At 71.7% G+C, this 18,726-nt stretch carries 14 protein-coding genes; 9 read left to right on the top strand and 5 right to left on the bottom strand.

Features of this window, described 5'->3' with window-relative positions:
- Nucleotides 1-32 precede the first annotated feature (32 nt).
- Nucleotides 33-704, bottom strand: coding sequence for an MOSC domain-containing protein (locus tag ACIBI4_RS08530; RefSeq protein ID WP_399202880.1), 672 nt, complete (start codon nt 702-704; stop codon nt 33-35).
- A gap of 79 nt (nt 705-783) precedes the next feature.
- Here ACIBI4_RS08530 and ACIBI4_RS08535 point away from each other — a divergent pair, with 79 nt between their 5' ends.
- Nucleotides 784-1,710: a LysR family transcriptional regulator gene (locus tag ACIBI4_RS08535; protein ID WP_399202881.1), complete on the top strand. Its 927-nt coding sequence runs from the start codon at nt 784-786 to the stop codon at nt 1,708-1,710.
- Nucleotides 1,711-1,767: 57 nt separating this feature from the next.
- Here ACIBI4_RS08535 and ACIBI4_RS08540 read toward each other — a convergent pair whose 3' ends face one another.
- Complete coding sequence (locus ACIBI4_RS08540) at nt 1,768-2,085, bottom strand: WhiB family transcriptional regulator (protein WP_399202882.1); 318 nt, start codon at nt 2,083-2,085, stop codon at nt 1,768-1,770.
- Between the two features lie 422 nt (nt 2,086-2,507).
- Here ACIBI4_RS08540 and ACIBI4_RS08545 point away from each other — a divergent pair, with 422 nt between their 5' ends.
- The 4 genes from ACIBI4_RS08545 (at nt 2,508) to ACIBI4_RS08560 (ending at nt 6,888) form a co-directional block, all read left to right on the top strand.
- Entirely contained in the window at nt 2,508-3,119 is a 612-nt protein-coding gene (locus ACIBI4_RS08545; RefSeq protein WP_003948568.1) for a response regulator transcription factor, read from the top strand.
- 278 nt (nt 3,120-3,397) lie between these two features.
- Nucleotides 3,398-3,973 (top strand): sigma-70 family RNA polymerase sigma factor, encoded by a 576-nt coding sequence (locus ACIBI4_RS08550; RefSeq protein WP_399202883.1) that lies wholly within the window; start codon nt 3,398-3,400, stop codon nt 3,971-3,973.
- A gap of 150 nt (nt 3,974-4,123) precedes the next feature.
- Nucleotides 4,124-5,626: an IMP dehydrogenase gene (gene guaB, locus ACIBI4_RS08555; RefSeq protein WP_399202884.1), complete on the top strand. Its 1,503-nt coding sequence runs from the start codon at nt 4,124-4,126 to the stop codon at nt 5,624-5,626.
- Between the two features lie 137 nt (nt 5,627-5,763).
- Nucleotides 5,764-6,888 carry a GuaB3 family IMP dehydrogenase-related protein gene (locus ACIBI4_RS08560; protein WP_399202885.1) on the top strand — a complete coding sequence of 375 codons (1,125 nt, stop codon included), beginning with the start codon at nt 5,764-5,766 and terminating at the stop codon, nt 6,886-6,888.
- 89 nt (nt 6,889-6,977) lie between these two features.
- Here the strand turns inward: ACIBI4_RS08560 and ACIBI4_RS08565 are convergent, their stop codons facing one another.
- The gene (locus tag ACIBI4_RS08565; RefSeq protein WP_399202886.1) at nt 6,978-7,499 is read right to left on the bottom strand and encodes a hypothetical protein; all 522 of its coding nucleotides are present in this window, start codon (nt 7,497-7,499) and stop codon (nt 6,978-6,980) included.
- A gap of 120 nt (nt 7,500-7,619) precedes the next feature.
- On the bottom strand, nt 7,620-8,879 hold the full coding sequence (locus ACIBI4_RS08570; protein ID WP_399202887.1) for a nucleotide sugar dehydrogenase: 1,260 nt from the start codon (nt 8,877-8,879) through the stop codon (nt 7,620-7,622).
- A 259-nt stretch (nt 8,880-9,138) separates the two neighbouring features.
- Between ACIBI4_RS08570 and ACIBI4_RS08575 the strand changes: the two genes are divergently transcribed.
- Together ACIBI4_RS08575 and ACIBI4_RS08580 are read left to right on the top strand one after the other, a co-directional pair.
- Nucleotides 9,139-10,845, top strand: a complete 1,707-nt coding sequence (locus tag ACIBI4_RS08575) for a glycerol-3-phosphate dehydrogenase/oxidase (protein ID WP_399202888.1) — start codon at nt 9,139-9,141, stop codon at nt 10,843-10,845.
- Between the two features lie 244 nt (nt 10,846-11,089).
- Nucleotides 11,090-13,018, top strand: a complete 1,929-nt coding sequence (locus tag ACIBI4_RS08580; protein WP_399202889.1) for a serine/threonine-protein kinase — start codon at nt 11,090-11,092, stop codon at nt 13,016-13,018.
- Nucleotides 13,019-13,061: 43 nt separating this feature from the next.
- Here the strand turns inward: ACIBI4_RS08580 and ACIBI4_RS08585 are convergent, their stop codons facing one another.
- Nucleotides 13,062-13,496, bottom strand: coding sequence for a hypothetical protein (locus ACIBI4_RS08585; protein WP_399202890.1), 435 nt, complete (start codon nt 13,494-13,496; stop codon nt 13,062-13,064).
- A 299-nt stretch (nt 13,497-13,795) separates the two neighbouring features.
- On the opposite strand from ACIBI4_RS08585, the gene ACIBI4_RS08590 reads away from it, so the two are divergent.
- Nucleotides 13,796-16,936, top strand: a complete 3,141-nt coding sequence (locus ACIBI4_RS08590; RefSeq protein WP_399202891.1) for a protein kinase — start codon at nt 13,796-13,798, stop codon at nt 16,934-16,936.
- Between the two features lie 154 nt (nt 16,937-17,090).
- On the top strand, nt 17,091-18,593 hold the full coding sequence (locus tag ACIBI4_RS08595; RefSeq protein ID WP_399203229.1) for a serine/threonine-protein kinase: 1,503 nt from the start codon (nt 17,091-17,093) through the stop codon (nt 18,591-18,593).
- Nucleotides 18,594-18,726 lie beyond the last annotated feature (133 nt).

The following is an 18,726-nucleotide window of genomic DNA, read 5'->3' on the forward strand; positions in this document are numbered from 1 at the left end:
GACCCGGGCCCGCCCCTTACGGGGAGCCGGGCTCAACCCCCGTACTTCGCCTTGTACTTCTCGGCGGACTCCCGCATCTGCGCGCTGAGCGCGTCACCCGCGACGAGCACCCGGCCGAGCTGCGTCTTGTCCACGGTGGCCGCCCGGAACAGGAACGCGACCGTGATGTCGTGGTCCGGCCGGTGCACGATCTCGATGGGGTCGCCGGCCGTGATCTCGCCCGGCTCGATGACCCTGAGATACGCACCGGGGGCGCCCTCCAGTGTGAAGCGCTTCACCCAGCCCTTCTCACCGGTCTGGCCCGCGAACGTGTTGCACGGGATACGCGCCGAGGTCACCTCGAGCACGACGTCCGCGCCGATCCGCCAGCGCTCCCCGATCAGCGCGCCCGAGACATCGAGCCCGGAGGTCGTCAGGTTCTCGCCGAAGGCACCGTTGCGCAGTGAACGCCCCAACTGCCGTTCCCAGCCGTCCAGATCCTCCCGCGCGAAGGCGTACACCGCCTGGTCGTCGCCGCCGTGCACTCTCTGGTCGCACACCGCGTCCCCGGCGATCCCGCTCGGACCGCCCACCCCCTGCCGCCCCGGTGCGGCGACCCGCACGGGCCCGTCGACCGGCAGCTTGTCGATGCCGGTCCTCCCGCTCGCATGGTCGGTGTACGGGACGGGCGTGGACCGGCCGGCATTGAGACTCAGAAGCTTCATGGCGCCCACGCTAGAGACCCTTCCCCAAGTCGTCGAGCACATTTCTCCGCACACCCCAAGCCTCACTTATGCTTGAGGCATGATCGAGGCCCGTCATCTCCGTGTGCTCCGCGCCGTCGCCGCCACCGGCTCCTTCTCCGCCGCGGCCCGCGAACTCGGCTGTACGCAGCCGGCGGTCAGCCAGCAGATGAAGGCACTGGAGCAGTCCACGGGCACCCCGCTCCTGATCCGCACGGGCCGTGAGATGCGTCTGACCCAGGCGGGAGAAGCCCTGGTCAGGCATGCCGCGGGCATCCTCGCCGGGCTCACCGCGGCCGAGGAGGAGGTCGCCGCGATCGCCGGTCTGCGGGCCGGACGCGTCCGGCTCGTCTCGTTCCCCAGCGGCAGCTCGACCCTGGTTCCCTCGGCCCTCGCCGCCCTGCGCGAGGCCCACCCGGGCACCCGCGTCTCGCTCGTGGAGGCCGAGCCGCCGCGCTCGGTGGAGATGCTCCGCGAAGGCGACTGCGATGTCGCGCTCGCGTTCCGTTACGACGCGGCGCACGCCGACGACGACTGGAGCGATCTTGTCGTCCGCCCGCTGCTCGCCGACCGCCTCGTGGGTCTGGTCCCCGAGGGCCACCGGCTCGGTGGGGACGGGGCGGTGCCGATCGCCGAGTTCGCCGACGAGTCCTGGATCGCGGGCTGTCCGCGGTGCCGCAGGCAGCTGGTCGACGTCTGCGAGACCGCGGGCTTCGTCCCGCGGATCGACTTCGCGACCGACGACTATCCGGCGGTGATCGGCCTGGTCGGCGCGGGTCTGGGGGTCGCGGTCCTGCCGGAGCTCGCCCTCGAGTCCGTACGCCCCAAGGGTGCCCGCGCGGTCATGGTGGAGCCGGCCGTGCGCCGCGAGATCGTCGCGCTCACGCTGCCCGACCTCGCCCGGGTGCCGACGGTGGCGGCCACCCTCGATCACCTGGCCGCGGCCGCGGACCGGTTGTCACCGGCCACGGCGGCCACGGCCGGCTGACCGACGAAAGCCAGTACGGCGGCGGGCTTGCGGGCCGCCGTGCGGTGAAACGTTTCCTCAGTTGGCGGACAGGGTGCTGGTCGCCGGTACGAGCCGGTTGCGTGCCCGGCCCATGAGTTCCTCGCGTTCGTCCTCGGTCAAGCCGCCCCACACGCCGTACGGCTCGCGCACCGCGAGGGCGTGGGCCGCGCACTCCGCGCGGACGGGGCAGCGCATGCAGACTTCCTTGGCCGAGTTCTCGCGGGCGCTCCGTGCGGCCCCGCGCTCACCTTCCGGGTGGAAGAAGAGCGAGCTGTCGACCCCTCGGCAGGCGGCGAGCAGCTGCCAGTCCCACAGGTCGGCGTTCGGGCCCGGAAGGCGGGAGAAATCTGCCATTGCTTGTCCCCTTGGTCGGATACCTGTGCTGTTACCTGTGCTGTGCACCTACTGACCGTGACAGTCCGTGTCGGTCTGAGTAGATGTAAATATGACTGATTGCGAATCTAGTCACAGACACCACCAAAAGGGAAGAAAAGCCGCTAAATGGGGCATAGCTTTCGGCGAACATCAGGTGGCCCGGGGGTGCGCCGTTCTCGGCGATTGCTGTGCTGTGAACGCCCCATCACGTAGAGTGCCGAAGGCGGCCGACCGACCCGTAACTCTTTCGAGTGACCGTCGTTGAGAGTGCGGAGGCGGTTGAAAAGGGAAGCGCTCGGGCAGGTGTCCGAGGGTGTCAACCGCTCAGGTGACGATTCATATTCAGCCTGGAGGCTCAAGGTGACGCTCATCAGCTGCAGGAGCCGCGGAGGACGACAGTCATGACTTCCGTCCTCGTCTGCGACGACTCCCCGCTTGCCCGCGAAGCGCTCCGCCGTGCGGTCGCGACCGTGCCCGGTGTAGAGCGAGTGACGACGGCGGCCAACGGCGAGGAAGTCCTCCGCCGCTGGGGCGCCGACCGCTCGGACCTGATTCTGATGGACGTGCGCATGCCCGGTCTGGGCGGCGTCGAGACGGTGCGCCGGCTGCTCTCCGCCGACCCGGGCGCCCGGATCATCATGCTGACCGTGGCGGAGGATCTGGACGGGGTCGCGCTCGCGGTCGCCGCCGGAGCCCGCGGCTATCTGCACAAGGACGCCTCGCGCGCCGAGCTGCGCGCGACCGTCACACAGGCGCTCGCCGACCCGACGTGGCGGCTCGCGCCGCGCCGGCTGCGCTCGGCCGAGATGGGCGCCGCGCCCACGCTCACCGCGCGCGAGATCCAGGTGCTCGAAGGCATGAGCCACGGGCGGTCCAACGCGGAGATCGGCCGTGAGCTGTTTCTCTCCGAGGACACCGTCAAGACGCACGCCCGACGGCTCTTCAAGAAGCTGGGTGCCTCCGACCGCGCACACGCGGTCGCGCTCGGTTTCCGCTGGGGTCTGGTCCGCTGAGCCGCAGGTGAACGCAGGTTCCTGCAGTCTCCGACGCGTCCCGCCCGCATCCCTGCGGGCGGGCCGGTGGCGGGGCGCGAGGGGCCGATCGGGGAGCGGTTTGGCTTGTTTCCCGGGCGATGCCGCATCCTTGAGGTGTGGAGTTCCTCGGGGACGAGTCGGTCGAGCGGGAGGGGAGGGCGCAGGAGATGAGTTCCGGCGCACCTGCTCATAACGCTTCGGTGCACAACTATGGACGCGGTGCCGCGGATCGGACGGCGTCAAGGCACCATGGTCCGATGCGCGAGGACGAGACCACCACTGTCGGTGCCCTCGTTCAGCGTGCCGTCGAAGGCGACAAGCAGGCCACGCACGACCTGCTCGCCCACGTGCACCCGCTCGCGCTGCGCTACTGCCGTACGCGTCTGTCCCGACTCCCGGGTGACGCACGGCACTTCGTGGAGGACCTCGCACAGGAGGTCTGTGTCGCGGTGCTGCTCGCGCTGCCGCGCTACAAGGACACCGGCCGGCCCTTCGAGGCCTTCGTCTTCGCGATCGCCGGGCACAAGGTCGCCGATCTGCAGCGCGCCGCGATGCGCCACCCCGGTTCGACCGCGGTGCCGAGCGACGAGATGCCCGAGCGGCCCGACGACTCGCTCGGCCCGGAGGAGCGCGCGCTCCTGAGCAGCGACGCCGCGTGGGCCAAGAAGCTGCTCGCCAACCTTCCGCAGACCCAGCGCGAGCTGCTGCTGCTGCGGATCGCCGTCGGTCTCACCGCGGAGGAGACCGGCCAGATGCTGGGGATGTCTCCCGGGGCCGTGCGGGTCGCGCAGCACCGTGCGCTCAGCCGGCTGCGGGCGCTGGCCGAGCAGTAGCCCCAAGGGCTGCGGCGGCCGGCGCACGATCACGGTTGCGTACGTGTGAACGTACAAAGTAGGCCAATGATCTTGCTCGTGGAATGAGACACCTCTCCAGGCCGTTAGCATGGACATCCGCACCGATCAAGGCCATTTGGGGAAGGTGTCATGACTGCAAACGTCGACGGAGTGCCCGGAAAATTCGCGACACTCGGGCTGACCTACGACGACGTGCTGCTGTTGCCCGGCGCGTCGGAAGTCCTTCCGAACGCGGTGGACACCTCGTCCCGCATCTCGCGCAACGTCCGCGTGAACATCCCGCTGCTGTCCGCCGCGATGGACAAGGTCACCGAGTCCCGGATGGCCATCGCCATGGCGCGCCAGGGCGGCGTCGGTGTGCTGCACCGCAACCTGTCCGTCGAGGACCAGGTCAACCAGGTCGACCTCGTGAAGCGCTCCGAGTCCGGCATGGTGACCGACCCGATCACCGTGAACCCCGACGCGACGCTCGCCGAGGCCGACGCCCTCTGCGCGAAGTTCCGTATCTCCGGTGTTCCGGTCACGGACGGCAACGGCAAGCTGCTCGGCATCGTCACCAACCGTGACATGGCCTTCGAGACCGACCGCAGCCGTCAGGTGCGCGAGGTCATGACGCCGATGCCGCTGGTCACCGGCAAGGTCGGCATCTCCGGCGTGGACGCCATGGAGCTCCTTCGCCGCCACAAGATCGAGAAGCTGCCGCTGGTCGATGACTCCGGTGTGCTCAAGGGCCTCATCACGGTCAAGGACTTCGTGAAGGCCGAGCAGTACCCGAACGCCGCGAAGGACGCCGAGGGCCGCCTCCTCGTCGGTGCTGCGGTCGGCGCGAGCCCCGAGGCGCTGGAGCGCGCCCAGGCGCTGGCCGCCGCCGGTGTGGACTTCCTGGTCGTGGACACCTCGCACGGCCACAACAGCAACGCCCTGAGCTGGATGTCGAAGATCAAGTCCGCGGTGAGCGTGGATGTGATCGGCGGCAACGTCGCCACGCGTGACGGCGCCCAGGCGCTCATCGACGCCGGTGTCGACGGCGTCAAGGTCGGTGTCGGACCGGGCTCCATCTGCACCACCCGCGTGGTCGCGGGTATCGGTGTCCCGCAGGTCACCGCCATCTACGAAGCGGCGCTCGCGGCCCAGGCGGCCGGTGTCCCGGTCATCGGCGACGGCGGTCTGCAGTACTCGGGCGACATCGGCAAGGCGCTCGCCGCCGGTGCCTCCACCGTGATGCTGGGCTCCCTGCTCGCGGGCTGTGAGGAGTCGCCGGGTGAGCTGATGTTCATCAACGGCAAGCAGTTCAAGTCGTACCGCGGTATGGGTTCGCTCGGTGCCATGCAGTCGCGCGGCCAGGGCCGCTCGTACTCGAAGGACCGTTACTTCCAGGCCGACATCGCCTCCGACGACAAGCTCGTGCCCGAGGGCATCGAGGGCCAGGTGCCCTACCGCGGCCCGCTGGCCAACGTGCTGCACCAGCTCGTCGGCGGTCTGCGCCAGACGATGGGCTATGTGGGCGCCGCCACCATCGAGGAGATGGAGTCGAAGGGCCGCTTCGTGCGCATCACGTCCGCGGGTCTCAAGGAGAGCCACCCGCACGACATCCAGATGACGGTCGAGGCACCGAACTACAGCCGCAAGTAGCCGTACGTTCCGTACAGACCTACAGGTCAGGGGTGGTCCCGGATTCCCGGGGCCGCCCCTTGCCCATGCGTCAGGGATACTGGACGGGCAGGACAGGCAAGACCCCGTAGGACCCAGAGGGAAAGGCACCTCACAAAGTGACTGAGATCGAGATCGGGCGCGGCAAGCGCGGCCGCCGCGCGTACGCGTTCGACGACATCGCGATCGTCCCGAGCCGTCGTACGCGGGACCCGAAGGAGGTCTCGATCGCCTGGCAGATCGACGCCTACCGCTTCGAGCTGCCGTTCCTGGCGGCCCCCATGGACTCCGTGGTCTCCCCGCAGACCGCGATCCGTATCGGCGAGCTCGGCGGCCTCGGGGTGCTCAACCTCGAAGGCCTGTGGACGCGTTACGAGGACCCGCAGCCGCTGCTCGACGAGATCGCGGAGCTGCAGCCCGAGGCCGCGACCCGCCGCCTCCAGGAGATCTACGACGCGCCGATCAAGGAAGAGCTGATCGGGCAGCGCATCAAGGAGGTGCGCGACTCCGGTGTCGTCACCGCCGCCGCGCTCTCGCCGCAGCGCACCGCGCAGTTCTCCAAGGCCGTCGTGGACGCCGGCGTGGACATCTTCGTGATCCGCGGTACGACCGTCTCGGCCGAGCACGTCTCCGGTGCCGCCGAGCCGCTGAACCTGAAGCAGTTCATCTACGAGCTGGACGTCCCGGTCATCGTCGGCGGCTGCGCCACGTACACCGCCGCCCTGCACCTGATGCGCACCGGCGCCGCGGGCGTGCTCGTCGGCTTCGGCGGTGGCGCCGCGCACACCACCCGTAACGTCCTGGGCATCCAGGTCCCGATGGCCACGGCCGTCGCGGATGTCGCGGCCGCGCGCCGCGACTACATGGACGAGTCCGGCGGCCGCTATGTCCACGTCATCGCCGACGGCGGCGTGGGCTGGTCCGGCGACCTGCCCAAGGCCATCGCCTGCGGCGCGGACGCCGTGATGATGGGCTCCCCGCTCGCCCGCGCCACCGACGCGCCGGGCCGCGGCCACCACTGGGGCATGGAGGCCGTCCACGAGGACGTGCCACGCGGCAAGAAGGTCGACCTCGGCACGGTCGGCACGACCGAGGAGATCCTCACCGGTCCCTCGCACACCCCCGACGGTTCGATGAACCTGTTCGGCGCGCTGCGCCGCTCGATGGCCACGACCGGGTACAGCGAGCTCAAGGAGTTCCAGCGGGTCGAGGTCACGGTGGCGAACGCTCAGCACCAGCGCTGAGGTTCGTCCCGTACGGACATGTGAAGGGGCCCGCACCGCCGGATGGCGGTGCGGGCCCCTTCGTACGCGCAACTACTGCGCGAGGTGCGTCAGTTGCCGGCCTTCTTGGCCGCGCCGAAACCGGCGAAGGCGCCGACGGCGAGGAAGAGGTACGTCATGGCGTCGGCCTCTTCCTTCCAGCCCTCCATGAGGTCGCTGAAGTGCTCGGTCATCATCTCCGTGGCGGAGATGAGGCCGCCCGACCACCAGCTGATGAGCAGCGAGAAGCCGAAGAGCTGGCCGAGGAAGACGCCGACGGCGCCGAGCAGGGCGCTGACGATGGGCAGCACCGGGTTGTTGCCGCCGAGCTTGCCGGCGGCGAAGCCTATGAGCGCACCGACACCGACGGCGATGTAGCCGATCTCGGTGTACGAGCCGTCCTCGCTGCCGAAGGCGCGCATCAGACCGCCGTAGGCGGCGGCGCCGACGAGCATGGCGACGATGCCGACGACGATGCCGAGCCCGACGTTGCCGCTGCGGACCGGCGGGGCCGGCGGGAACGGACCCGGCTGGCCGTACGGGTTCGGGCCGCCGGGCTGCTGAGGCTGCTGAGGCGGAAAGGCCTGGGACATTGGGTGATCCCCCCATGGAAAACTGCGCACGCGCATGCGAGAGCGGCGCACGCCAGTGCGATGAATGACGCCGCAGGCTAGCAGTCCCCGGTGACAGTCACCCAGCCCGTTCCAAAGGCTTCACAGACGGTGTGCGGCCCCGACGGGCGTCGCCCCACGCGTGTCCAGGAGCAACTGCGCTTTCACGGCCAGGCCTTGGAGGTCGTACGTGCGGTGCGGCTGGAGCAGCAGGGTGAGATCGGCGTCCGCGGCCGCCTCGTAGAGGGAGTCGGCGCGTGGGACCGGGCGGCCCAGGACGCTCCAGTGCGGGATGTGCGGGTCGTGGTAGCTGACCGAGGCGCCCATCTGCAGCAGCCGGGGCGCGATCTCCTCGGCGGGGGCGCCCTGCTGGCCCGCGATGTCCGGCTTGTACGTGACGCCGAGGAGCAGGATCCGTGCGCCGCGCACCGATTTGCCGTGCTCGTTGAGCAGAGTGGCGGCGCGCTGGATCACGTACTGCGGCATCCGCTGGTTGACCTCCTGCGCGAGGCCGACCAGGCGCAGCGGGTGGCCGGGGGTGTGGGCGGTGTGCGGCAGGTAGGCGGGGTCGAGGGCGACCGCGTGGCCGCCGACGCCCGGGCCGGGGCGGAAGGACTGGAAGCCGAAGGGCTTGGTCTCGGCGCAGCGGATGACGTCCCACAGGTCCACGCCCAAGTCGTGGCAGAGGACGGCCATCTCGTTGACGAGCGCGATGTTGACGTGCCGGAAGTTGGTCTCCAGGAGGTGCGTCGCCTCGGCCTCGCGGGGGCCGCGGGCCCGTACGACCTTGTCCGTGAGGCGGCTGTAGAAGGCGGCCGCGGACTCCGTGCAGGCGGGGGTCAGACCACCGATGACCTTGGGGGTGCTGCCGTATGCGTGGGTGCGGCTGCCGGGGTCGAAGCGGCCGGGGGAGTGGGCGAGGTGGAAGTCGCGGCCCGCGGTGAGGCCGGAGCCCTCCTCCAGGAGCGGGCGCAGGAATCCCTCGGTGGTGCCCGGGTAGGCGGGGGATTCGAGGATGACGGTGGTGTGCGGGCGCAGCCGCGGCGCGAGCGCGCGGGCCGCCTCGGCGACCTGGGCGAGGTCGGGGCTGCGGTCGGCGCCGAGCGGGGTCGGGGCGCAGATGACGGCGGTGCGGACGCGGCCGAGCTCGGCGGGGTTGCCGGTCGGGCGGAAGCCGGCCGCGAGCATCCGGCGCAGGTCGGCGGTGGTGAGCGCGCCTTCGTCGGCAGGCAGCCGGCCGGCGGCCAGGGCGGCGGTGTGGCGTGGGTCGAAGGCGAGGGTTTCGATGCCCGCCGAGACGGCGGCCTGGGCGAGGGGGAGACCGAGATGGCCGAGTCCTACGACGGCGAGATCCGCGGGCATGGCGAACACCTTCCCAGTAACCGGAGCGGGCGGCAGGCGCAAGCCGGCAGACCCTGACGGCTGAACGCGTTGTCAGGTTAGGGGTAAATATGACCGATACGACGGATTAGCGGGCCGTGGTTTCGGAGTGTCGGCAGGTGAGAGGGCCTGGCGGCACCGCGCTCCGCAAAGTCGCGGTCACGGGTGGTGGCTGAACCCTGGGAGTGCGGACAGAATCGACGGTGTGAGCCCGACCACACGGGGGCGACGGGAGGCAGCAGTGAGGACAGCGACACTGGGACCGGCCGAGCGGGCCGAGGCCCTCGCGGCGATGGCCGAGCGGGAACTGGACGTACTGGTGGTGGGCGCCGGCGTGGTCGGCGCGGGGACGGCGCTCGACGCCGTCACCCGCGGACTCTCGACGGGGATCGTGGAGGCGCGCGACTGGGCCTCGGGCACGTCGAGCCGCTCCAGCAAGCTGATCCACGGCGGTCTGCGCTATCTGGAGATGCTGGACTTCGCGCTCGTACGCGAAGCGCTGAAGGAGCGCGGGCTGCTGCTCGAACGGCTCGCGCCGCATCTGGTGAAGCCCGTGCCGTTCCTCTACCCGCTGCAGGGCAAGGGCTGGGAGCGGCTGTACGCGGGGTCGGGCGTCGCGCTCTACGACGCGATGTCGATGGCGCGCGGGCACGGGCGCGGACTGCCGATGCACCGCCACCTGTCCCGGCGCCACGCGCTGCGGGTCGCGCCCTGCCTGAAGCGGGACGCGCTCGTGGGCGCGCTGCAGTACTACGACGCGCAGATGGACGACGCCCGCTATGTCGCCACCCTGGTCCGCACCGCCGCCTCGTACGGCGCGAAGGCCGCCAACCGGGCCCGTGTGACCGGGTTCCTGCGGGAGGGGGAGCGGGTTGTCGGGGCGCGGGTGCAGGACGTCGAGAGCGGCGGCGAGTACGAGATCCGCGCGCGGCAGATCGTCAATGCCACCGGGGTGTGGACCGATGACACCCAGGCCATGGTCGGTGAGCGAGGGCAGTTCCACGTACGGGCCTCCAAGGGCATCCACCTGGTCGTGCCCAAGGACCGGATCAACTCGACGACCGGGCTGATCCTGCGCACGGAGAAGAGCGTGCTCTTCGTGATCCCGTGGGGCCGGCACTGGATCGTCGGCACCACCGACACCGACTGGGACCTCGACAAGGCGCACCCGGCGGCGTCCAGCGCGGACATCGACTACCTCCTGGAGCATGTGAACTCGGTGCTCGGCACCCCGCTCACGCGCGACGACGTGCAGGGCGTGTACGCGGGCCTGCGGCCGCTGCTCGCCGGGGAGTCGGACGCGACGAGCAAGCTGTCGCGCGAGCACACCGTGGCGCATCCGGTGCCCGGGCTCGTGGTGGTCGCGGGCGGCAAGTACACGACGTACCGCGTGATGGCGAAGGACGCCGTGGACGAGGCGGTGCACGCGCTCGACCAGCGGGTCGCGGAGTGCGTCACCGAGGACGTGCCGCTGATCGGCGCCGAGGGCTACCGGGCCCTGTGGAATGCGCGGGCCCGGATCGCGCAGCGGACCGGGCTCCATGTGGTGCGCGTGGAGCACCTGTTGAACCGGTACGGGGCGCTCACCGAGGAACTGCTCGAACTCATCGCGGCCGATCCCTCGCTCGCCGATCCGCTGACGGGCGCGGACGACTATCTGCGCGCCGAGGTGGTGTACGCGGCCTCGCACGAGGGCGCGCGGCATCTCGACGACGTCCTGACGCGGCGTACCCGCATCTCCATCGAGACCTTCGACCGCGGCACGCGCTGTGCGCGTGAGAGCGCCGAGCTGATGGCCAAGGTGCTCGGCTGGGACAAGGACCAGATCGAGCGCGAGGTCGAGCACTACGAGAAGCGGGTCGAGGCCGAGCGCGAGTCGCAGCTGCAGCCGGACGACCAGACGGCGGACGCGGCGCGGCTGGGTGCGCCGGACATCGTGCCGCGGTAGACACGCTGTCGTGCGGTACGGGGCGGGTGGTCCGGCCGGGCCGCCCGCCCCTCGTATGCCCAGGTTCCGGGCGTTCCGCGGCCACGCGCCGAGCGGGGCGGAAGGGACGGACGGGCCGTACGGGGGAACCGCCGACGGGTGGGGCCGCGTCGCAGTCGGTGGGGCCGGACCCGGGACTTCCGCGGCCTGCGGCATGAGAGACAATGGACGCTCTGCCAGGGCGGGTTGATTGCAGAGGGGACGCATGTCGGAGGCTGAGCGGCCGGAGCAGGCCCGTCGGGACGAGGAAACTCGTGCGGACGAGAAGCCCCGCCAGGACCAGGAACCCCGCGAGGAATCCCGCCGCGACCAGGCGACACGGCTGATCGCCGGGCGCTACCGGCTCGGCGACGTGCTCGGCCGGGGCGGCATGGGCACCGTCTGGCGCGCGACCGACGAGACGCTCGGGCGGACCGTCGCGGTCAAGGAACTGCGCTTCCCGTCCGCCATCGACGAGGACGAGAAGCGCCGGCTCATCACCCGGACCCTGCGCGAGGCCAAGGCCATCGCGCGGATCCGTGACCATGGCGCCGTCACCGTCTTCGACGTGGTCGACGAGGACGACCGGCCCTGGATCGTCATGGAGCTGATCGAGGGCAAGTCCCTCGCCGAGGTCATCCGCGAGGACGGCCGGCTCTCGTCGCGGCGCGCGGCCGAGGTCGGTCTCGCCGTGCTCGACGTACTGCGCAGCGCGCACAAGCAGGGGATCCTGCACCGCGATGTGAAGCCGTCCAATGTGCTGATCTCGGATGACGGCCGTGTGGTGCTCACCGACTTCGGGATCGCCCAGGTCGAGGGCGACCCGTCCATCACCTCGACCGGCATGCTCGTCGGCGCGCCCTCCTACATCTCGCCCGAGCGCGCCCGCGGGCACAAGCCCGGTCCCGCGGCCGATCTCTGGTCGCTCGGCGGACTGCTGTACGCGGCCGTCGAGGGCACCCCTCCGTACGACAAGGGCTCGGCCATCGCGACGCTCACCGCGGTGATGACCGAACCGCTGGAGACCCCGGAGCACGCGGGGAACCTGGACAAGGTGCTGTACGGGCTCCTGGAGAAGGACCCGGAGAAGCGGCTCGACGACGCGGGTGCGCGCGGGCTGCTGCTCGATGTGATCAACGCGCCGGAGCTGGTGGACGAGAAGCCGGAGCAGCCGGCCTCCGAACAGACCAAGGTGGTGCCGCTGCCGGGCGACCCGGAGCCGCCGAAGCCCTCGAAGCGTCCGGCGGCCGGGACCGGCGGCGCCGCGGCGATCGCGACGAACGCCCGGCTTGCGGAAGGCGCCGGCGCCCCGGCCTCCGGCACCGCGTCCGCCGCGGGGAACCCGCCCGCCGCGGGCAGCCCGTCCGGTGGCGCTCCGGCCGCCCGCAAGGCCTCGCTCGGTGACGTGGTCTCGAAGCGTACGCAGCTGATCGTCGCCGTGGGTGTGGCGCTCGCCGTGCTCGGCACCGTGATCGGCTTCGCGCTCAGCGGTGGGGACGAGAAGGGCGGCGGGCGCACCGAGACCTCCGCGAGCGCGGGGGCCGAGGGCGGTGCCGGCAAGGACACGCCCGAAGAGGGCGAGGGCGGTAAGGGCGACAAGGACGAGAGCGACGACGGCGACAAGGGCAAGGGCTCGGAGGGCGCTTCGGGGTCCGGTGACGGTGGCAACGGTGCGGGTGCCGAACCGGGGCGGACGCCCGCGGGCTACACCGAGGTGACGAACGGCAAGTTCCACTTCTCCATCGCGCTGCCGGACGGCTGGAGGCAGATCGGCGAATCGGCGGGCGGCGCCGGTGCGATCTACGCGCCGGGGAACGGCAAGTACCCGCGGGTGCAGGTGGACTTCACGAACTCACCCGGCGCCAGCGCCCTGAGAGCCTGGGACGATCTGGAGCGTTCGGTCAAGGGGAACTACTCGGACTACCAGCGGATCGGGCTCAAGGACGTCGACTGGCGCGACTACCGCACGGTCGCCGACTGGGAGTTCACCAGGACCCAGAGCGGTGTTCCGGTGCGGATACTCAACCGGGGCTTCGTGGTGGACGGTTCGCACGGTTACGCGATCATGATCACGTGCAACGAGAAGGACTGGGACGCGCAGGAGTGCTCGGAGCTGCGCGAGGTCGCGTTCGACAGTTTCAAACCCAGGGATTGAGAGCCCGGGGCGACCGGAGGGCCTCCGGCCGCCCCTTTCCTCGTCAGGCGGCGGTCCAGTCCGTGCAGGAGTTCATGAGCCTGTCGCCCTCGAACCTGGCCACCTCCACGCCGGACTCGGTGAAGTAGTTGTTCGTGTACGAGGCGGTCGTCTCCCAGACTTCGAGGTTGCCGTTGCCGCCGGTGTTGGCCCGCCACTTCCACTTCTTGACGACGCCGTCACGGTCCTGCGAGAGGTATCGGATCCGGGCGTGATGGTCGTCGGCCTTGGTGTCCTTGAGCGAGATGACGAGGTGCATCGGGTTGGGGCTCGGGTTTCCGATCGGACCCCTGTAATGGGCTGTCAGCTTGCCGAGCGCGCCGGTGGTGGAGCAGCCGAAGTTCCCCGCGTAGGCGTGCGCGGGTGCGCTGAGCAGCATGGTCAGGGCAATCGCGGCCCCCGTGGCACCGGCGATGGTCGTGAAGCGTCGTGTCGTCAAGTTGTCTGTCTCCATGGTGAATTGCGCTTGGTCAGGGCGTAGTTCTCGGTGGCGGAGGTCATTGCAGGGGCGGGTGTGCCGTGTGTCAAGCCGAGTTGACCTGTCGGGGGATGCGCGGGCCGGTGCCGGGCATAGTCCGTACGGGTTGGTGAGACCTGCCGCGTACGCCGTCGTGGCCACGTATCGTGAGAGCTCGCGGACCGTACGCAGCCGCAATGTGCCGGTTTTCGACCGGAGTTGATGGGTTCGTACGGTGTGCGGCACAGGGATACGGGTGCGCGCGCTGACGGGGAGGCGACGTGGACGACTACGCGGGGCGGGTGCTCGCCGACCGCTACCGCCTGCCGTTGCCGCCGTCGGATGCGTACGAGTTCGCGGAGACCCGCGCCTTCGACACGTACAGCGGGCAGGAAGTCCTGGTGCGGCAGGTGCCGTTGCCGGAGGTCGTCGAGGCGGAGGTCGTCGAGCCCGACGAGGCCGGGGCCCGGCGCGGTGAGCCGCGGGGCGGCGCCCGCACGTCCCGCACCGCATCCCGCACGGCACGCAACGCCCGTACCACCAGGGCCCCCAGCGACCCTGCCGTGCGGCGGGCGATCGAGGCGGCCGAGGCGGCGGCGCGGATCCCCGACCACCCCCGGCTCGACCAGGTCTTCGACGTGTTCGCCGAGGGCGGCTCGCTGTGGATCGTCAGCGAGGTCGTGGCGGCCCGGCCGCTGGCCGCGCTGCTCGCCGAGCGGCCGCTGTCGCCGTACCGCGCGGCGGAGGTGGCCTCCGACGTGCTCACCGCGCTGCGCGCGCTGCACGCGCACGGCTGGGTGCACCGGAACATCACCGTGCGCACCGTGCTCGTCTGCGACGACGGGCGCGTCATGCTCACGGGTCTCGCGGCGGGCGCCGCCGAGGAGGCCCTGTGCGGGTACGACCCGGTGCCGGACGCGGGCGGTGGGTTCGACGGACGGGCCGCGGGCGGGACCGCTGCGGGGACGGTGCCGGAGGGGCCTGCGGCGCCTGCTCCGGAGGGTCCCGCGAAGTCACAGTCGACGTCGCAGGGGCGCTCCGCGTTGCCTGCGCCCCGGGGCGGTGGGGGCAACGCGCTGGAGACGAATCCGGGTGCGGCGAGGCCGGGTCCGGCCCTTCCCGAGCGCGCCGAGCGGCCGGGTTACACCGGGCAGTCGGGGTACACCGGGCAGCCGGGGCGCGCCTTGCCCGCCGGTGATGTCCGGGCCGCGCGGGCCGGTGCGATCGCGGCGTACCGCGCGGGTGTCCGCTCCGCCGCCGCGGCCCGCGCGCTGCCCCCGGGCGAGGCCGCGGGCGGGCGGGACGGCATGCGGGACGGAGTACGGGACGGGGGTGCCGGAGAGGCGCTGCAGGGCAGACCGCAGGACGAGGGCCCGCGGACCCCGCCCGGCCGGATAGCTGACCCGTACGGCGTGGCGGGGAGGCCCGCGGCGCGGGCGCCGGAGGTCCGGCATCTGTCGGCGGGGGCCGGTGGGCAGACGGGTTCGGCGGCGGGTGCGGGTGGCCCTGTGGGTGCGGGTGCCGGTGCGGGCCTGGGTGCCGGTTCCGGTGCGGGTGCCGGTGTCGGCTGGCATGGGGCCGGGCGGCGGATCCCCGGGCAGACGGCCGGAGGAGCCGAAGAGTCTGCCGGGGCGGGCCGCCCTGACGTGGACGGTTCCGGCACTGGCCGCCCCGACCCGGACGGCTCCGAAGCCGCGTACCCCCGGACGGACGCCGACGGACTCCCGCAGTACCGCGACCAGATCGCCCTGGGGCGGCCTGCTCACGAACAGGAAGCCGGGGACCTGAACTCCCGGGTCCTGGCTGCCCGCGAGCCGGTCGCCCAGGACCTCACCACCCACCAGCAGGCACCGCCCCCGCTCGACCCCGCCGCCGAAAAGCCTTCCCGCTGGGACGAGTTGGCCGGTGTGGCGAGCGGAAGCGGGCGGGAGCCCGCGACGCCGCTGGAGCTGGAGCGGGCGCGGCAGGCGCGGATGGCGGTCGTCGGGGCCGTGACCGAGCGGTGGGCGCCCGAGCAGGCCGGGCCCGTGCACGAGAACTGGCAGCTGGCCGCGCCCGTCGGACCCGCCACCGACCTGTGGGCGCTCGGCGCGCTGCTCTTCCGCGCGGTGCAGGGCCACGCGCCCTACCCGGAGGACAACCCGTACGAACTCGTCCAGCTGGTCTGCGCCGAGCCGCCCGCCTTCGCCGAGGAGTGCGGCCCGCTGCGTCCGGTCGTCGAGTCGCTGCTGCGCCAGGACCCGACCGAGCGCCCGGACTTCGAGGAGCTGCGCGGCTGGCTGCGCTCCCTGGTCCGCTCGGCGCCCGAGCCCGAGGCCGGTGCGCATGTCGTGCCCGCGCCCGCGTACGACCGCTCGCGGCTGCCCGTCGTACGGCGCCGGGGTGAGCTCGTCCGCAAGCGTCGCGGTGAGCGCGCGGGCCGCGGCGAGAGCGGGCCGCCGGAGCACGGGCGGCACAAGCACAAGAAGGGCCGCGCGCCCAAGCGCCGCCGCGCCCCTGAACAGGCCGCCCCGGAGCCGCGCCGCGGGCGCGCCGTCGCGGACCGGACCGCGCAACTGCGCGCGACCGAGCGGCCGGAGCGGCCCGCGCGGGAGCGGATGTCGGCCTCGGCGGAGAAGTGGGAGCGTCAGCAGCAGCGCCAGATGCGGCAGATGAGCCGCCGTCCGCAGGGTGGCGGGGGTCCGAAGCGGCTCGGCCGGCTGCTGCTCGTGCTGATCCTGCTCGGGGTCATCGGAGCGGTGGCGTACGCGATGCTCTTCATGCCCAAGGCGGGCGAAGGCGACACGACGGACAAGGGGGCGGGGGACCACAAGGACCCGGCCGGTTCGGCGAGTTCGGCGCCGCAGACGCCGGGCAGCGCGAGCCCGGACGGGGACGGCAAGGAGGACGACGGCAAGAAGGACGACGGCAAGGCGGGCGACGGGAAGAAGCCCGCCAAGTCCGAGCCGCCCCGCCAGACGCCCGCCGGACTGCCGAAGGGCTTCGTCCTGCGCAAGGACCTCGAAGGCTTCCAGCTCGCCGTCGCCTCGGGCTGGGACCGCGAGCCCGCCAACGGGCGCGGCCAAGTGGTCTACGGCAAGGGCGACTTCTCCCTCACGGTCGTCCCCGGCCGCGACTCCGCGAAGGACTACGGCGACGACCCGCTCGCGTACCAGCGCGAGGACGAGCGCGAACTGCAGCCGTTCCGCGACTCGACCTGGGCCACGTCCTCCGGTCTGCGCCAGGTCACGGTCGGCAGCCAGGTGCGGGCCGAGGGGCAGTTCACCTGGGACGAGGGCAGCAGGAAGGTGTACGTGCGCAATGCGGCGATCCTGCTCGACGGCAAGTACCACGTGGTCCTGGTGAAGGGCCCGGAGTCCGAACGGGACGAGGTGACGCGCCTCTTCGAGCAGGCGGTGAACACATACGAGAGGACGAAGTAGCCGAAGACCGTCCCTAGCGCCCCAACACGCCGTCACAGGAAGGTCTCCCCGGTTCCGCACCGCGGCGCGGGGTCCCTACCCTGGCCTTTCGAAGGACAGGCGGGGGAACGTGGACCAGATCGAGGGCAGGGCGCCGGAGCACGGCCGGCTGCTCATGGGCCGCTACCGGATCGAGGGCAGTCTCGGCCACGGCGGCATGGGCAAGGTGTGGCGCGCGCACGACGAGGTGCTGCACCGGGTGGTCGCCGTCAAGGAGTTGACGGCCGCCCGCTATGCGAGCGAGAGCGAGCGCGCGGTGCTGCTCGCGCGCACCCAGAAGGAGGCGCGCGCGGCGGCCCGCATCAACCACTCGGCCGTGGTCACCGTGCATGACGTCTTCGAGCACGACGAGCGGCCGTGGATCGTCATGGAGCTCGTCGAAGGGCGTTCGCTGGCCGACGCGATCCGCGAGGAACGCCGGGTCGCGCCCGCCGAGGCCGCCCGGATCGGGCTCTGGGTGCTGCGCGCGCTGTCCGCCGCGCACCGGGCCGGGGTGCTGCACCGCGACGTCAAACCGGCCAACGTCCTGCTCGCGCGCGACGGCCGGGTCCTCATCACCGACTTCGGGATCGCCGCGATAGAGGGCGACGCGACCATCACGCGGACCGGTGAACTGGTCGGCTCCCTCGACTACTTGGCGCCCGAGCGCGTCCGGGGCGACGCCCCCGGACCGGCCTCGGACCTGTGGGCGCTCGGCGCGACGCTCTACGCGGCGGTCGACGGCGAGTCGCCGTTCCGCCGCACCTCGCCGCTGTCGACGATGCAGGCCGTCGTCGAGGAGGAGCCGCGGGACAGCCCGTACGCGGGTCCGCTCGGGCCCGTGATCACCGCGCTGCTGCGCAAGGACCCGCAGCTGCGGCCCTCCGTGGAGGACGTCGGGCAGATGCTCGCGGAGGTGAGCGAGGGGCGTTCCCCGCAGTCCGCGCAGGCGTATGTGCCGACGCGCCGGGTGGCGGCCGACGAACTCGACGCGGTCCAGGCGCCCGGGCACCACGCGCCCGGGCACCACGCGCCCGCGCCCCCGCGGCGGCGCCGGTTCCGTGCCGTCATCGGTCTGACGCTCGCCGCCGCGCTGGTCGGTGCGGCCGCCGCGTACGGCGTCCTCACGTACGTGGAGCGCCGGGACACCGACACGGGGCAGACGGTCGGCACGACACCGAAGGGCTGGAAGCGGGTCAAGGACGCGGCGGGGTTCAGCATCCTCGTACCGCCGGGCTGGAAGCGGCAGACCGAGGGCGACCAGATCGACTACACGCCCGATGACGGCCGCCATCTGCTGCGGATCGCGATCGACGAGGAGCCCGACTTCGAGAACGCGTACCAGCACGTGGTCGACATGGAGAAGCAGGGCATGGGCCGCCTCCCCACGTACGACCGGGTGAAACTGCGCTCGAACTTCTTCCGCGACCGGGAGGGCGCGGTCTGGGAGTTCACCTGGACCGAGACGAAGGGCGTGACGAAGGGGAAGCGGCGCGCCATCGACCAGCTCTATACGACCGCGGACGGCACCGAGTACGCGATCTACATGTCCGGGCCGGCCGGGGACTGGGAGAAGACCCGGGAGCAGTTCGACCAGGTGCTGCGGAGCTGGCGGCCCTCGGAGTCGACGGAGCCGTAGGGGCCATCGCGTCGTGGGGCCGCCTGCGTCGGGGGCCTCCAGGTGGCTCGAAAGCGCCGTATTTGACCATAGATAAGCGGCATACGCCGACACCGGTGCCGTGAAAACGCGCACGTCTCGTCACGGGTCGGTG

This window comes from Streptomyces sp. NPDC050418 (assembly GCF_044458745.1).
Lineage (GTDB): Bacteria > Actinomycetota > Actinomycetes > Streptomycetales > Streptomycetaceae > Streptomyces.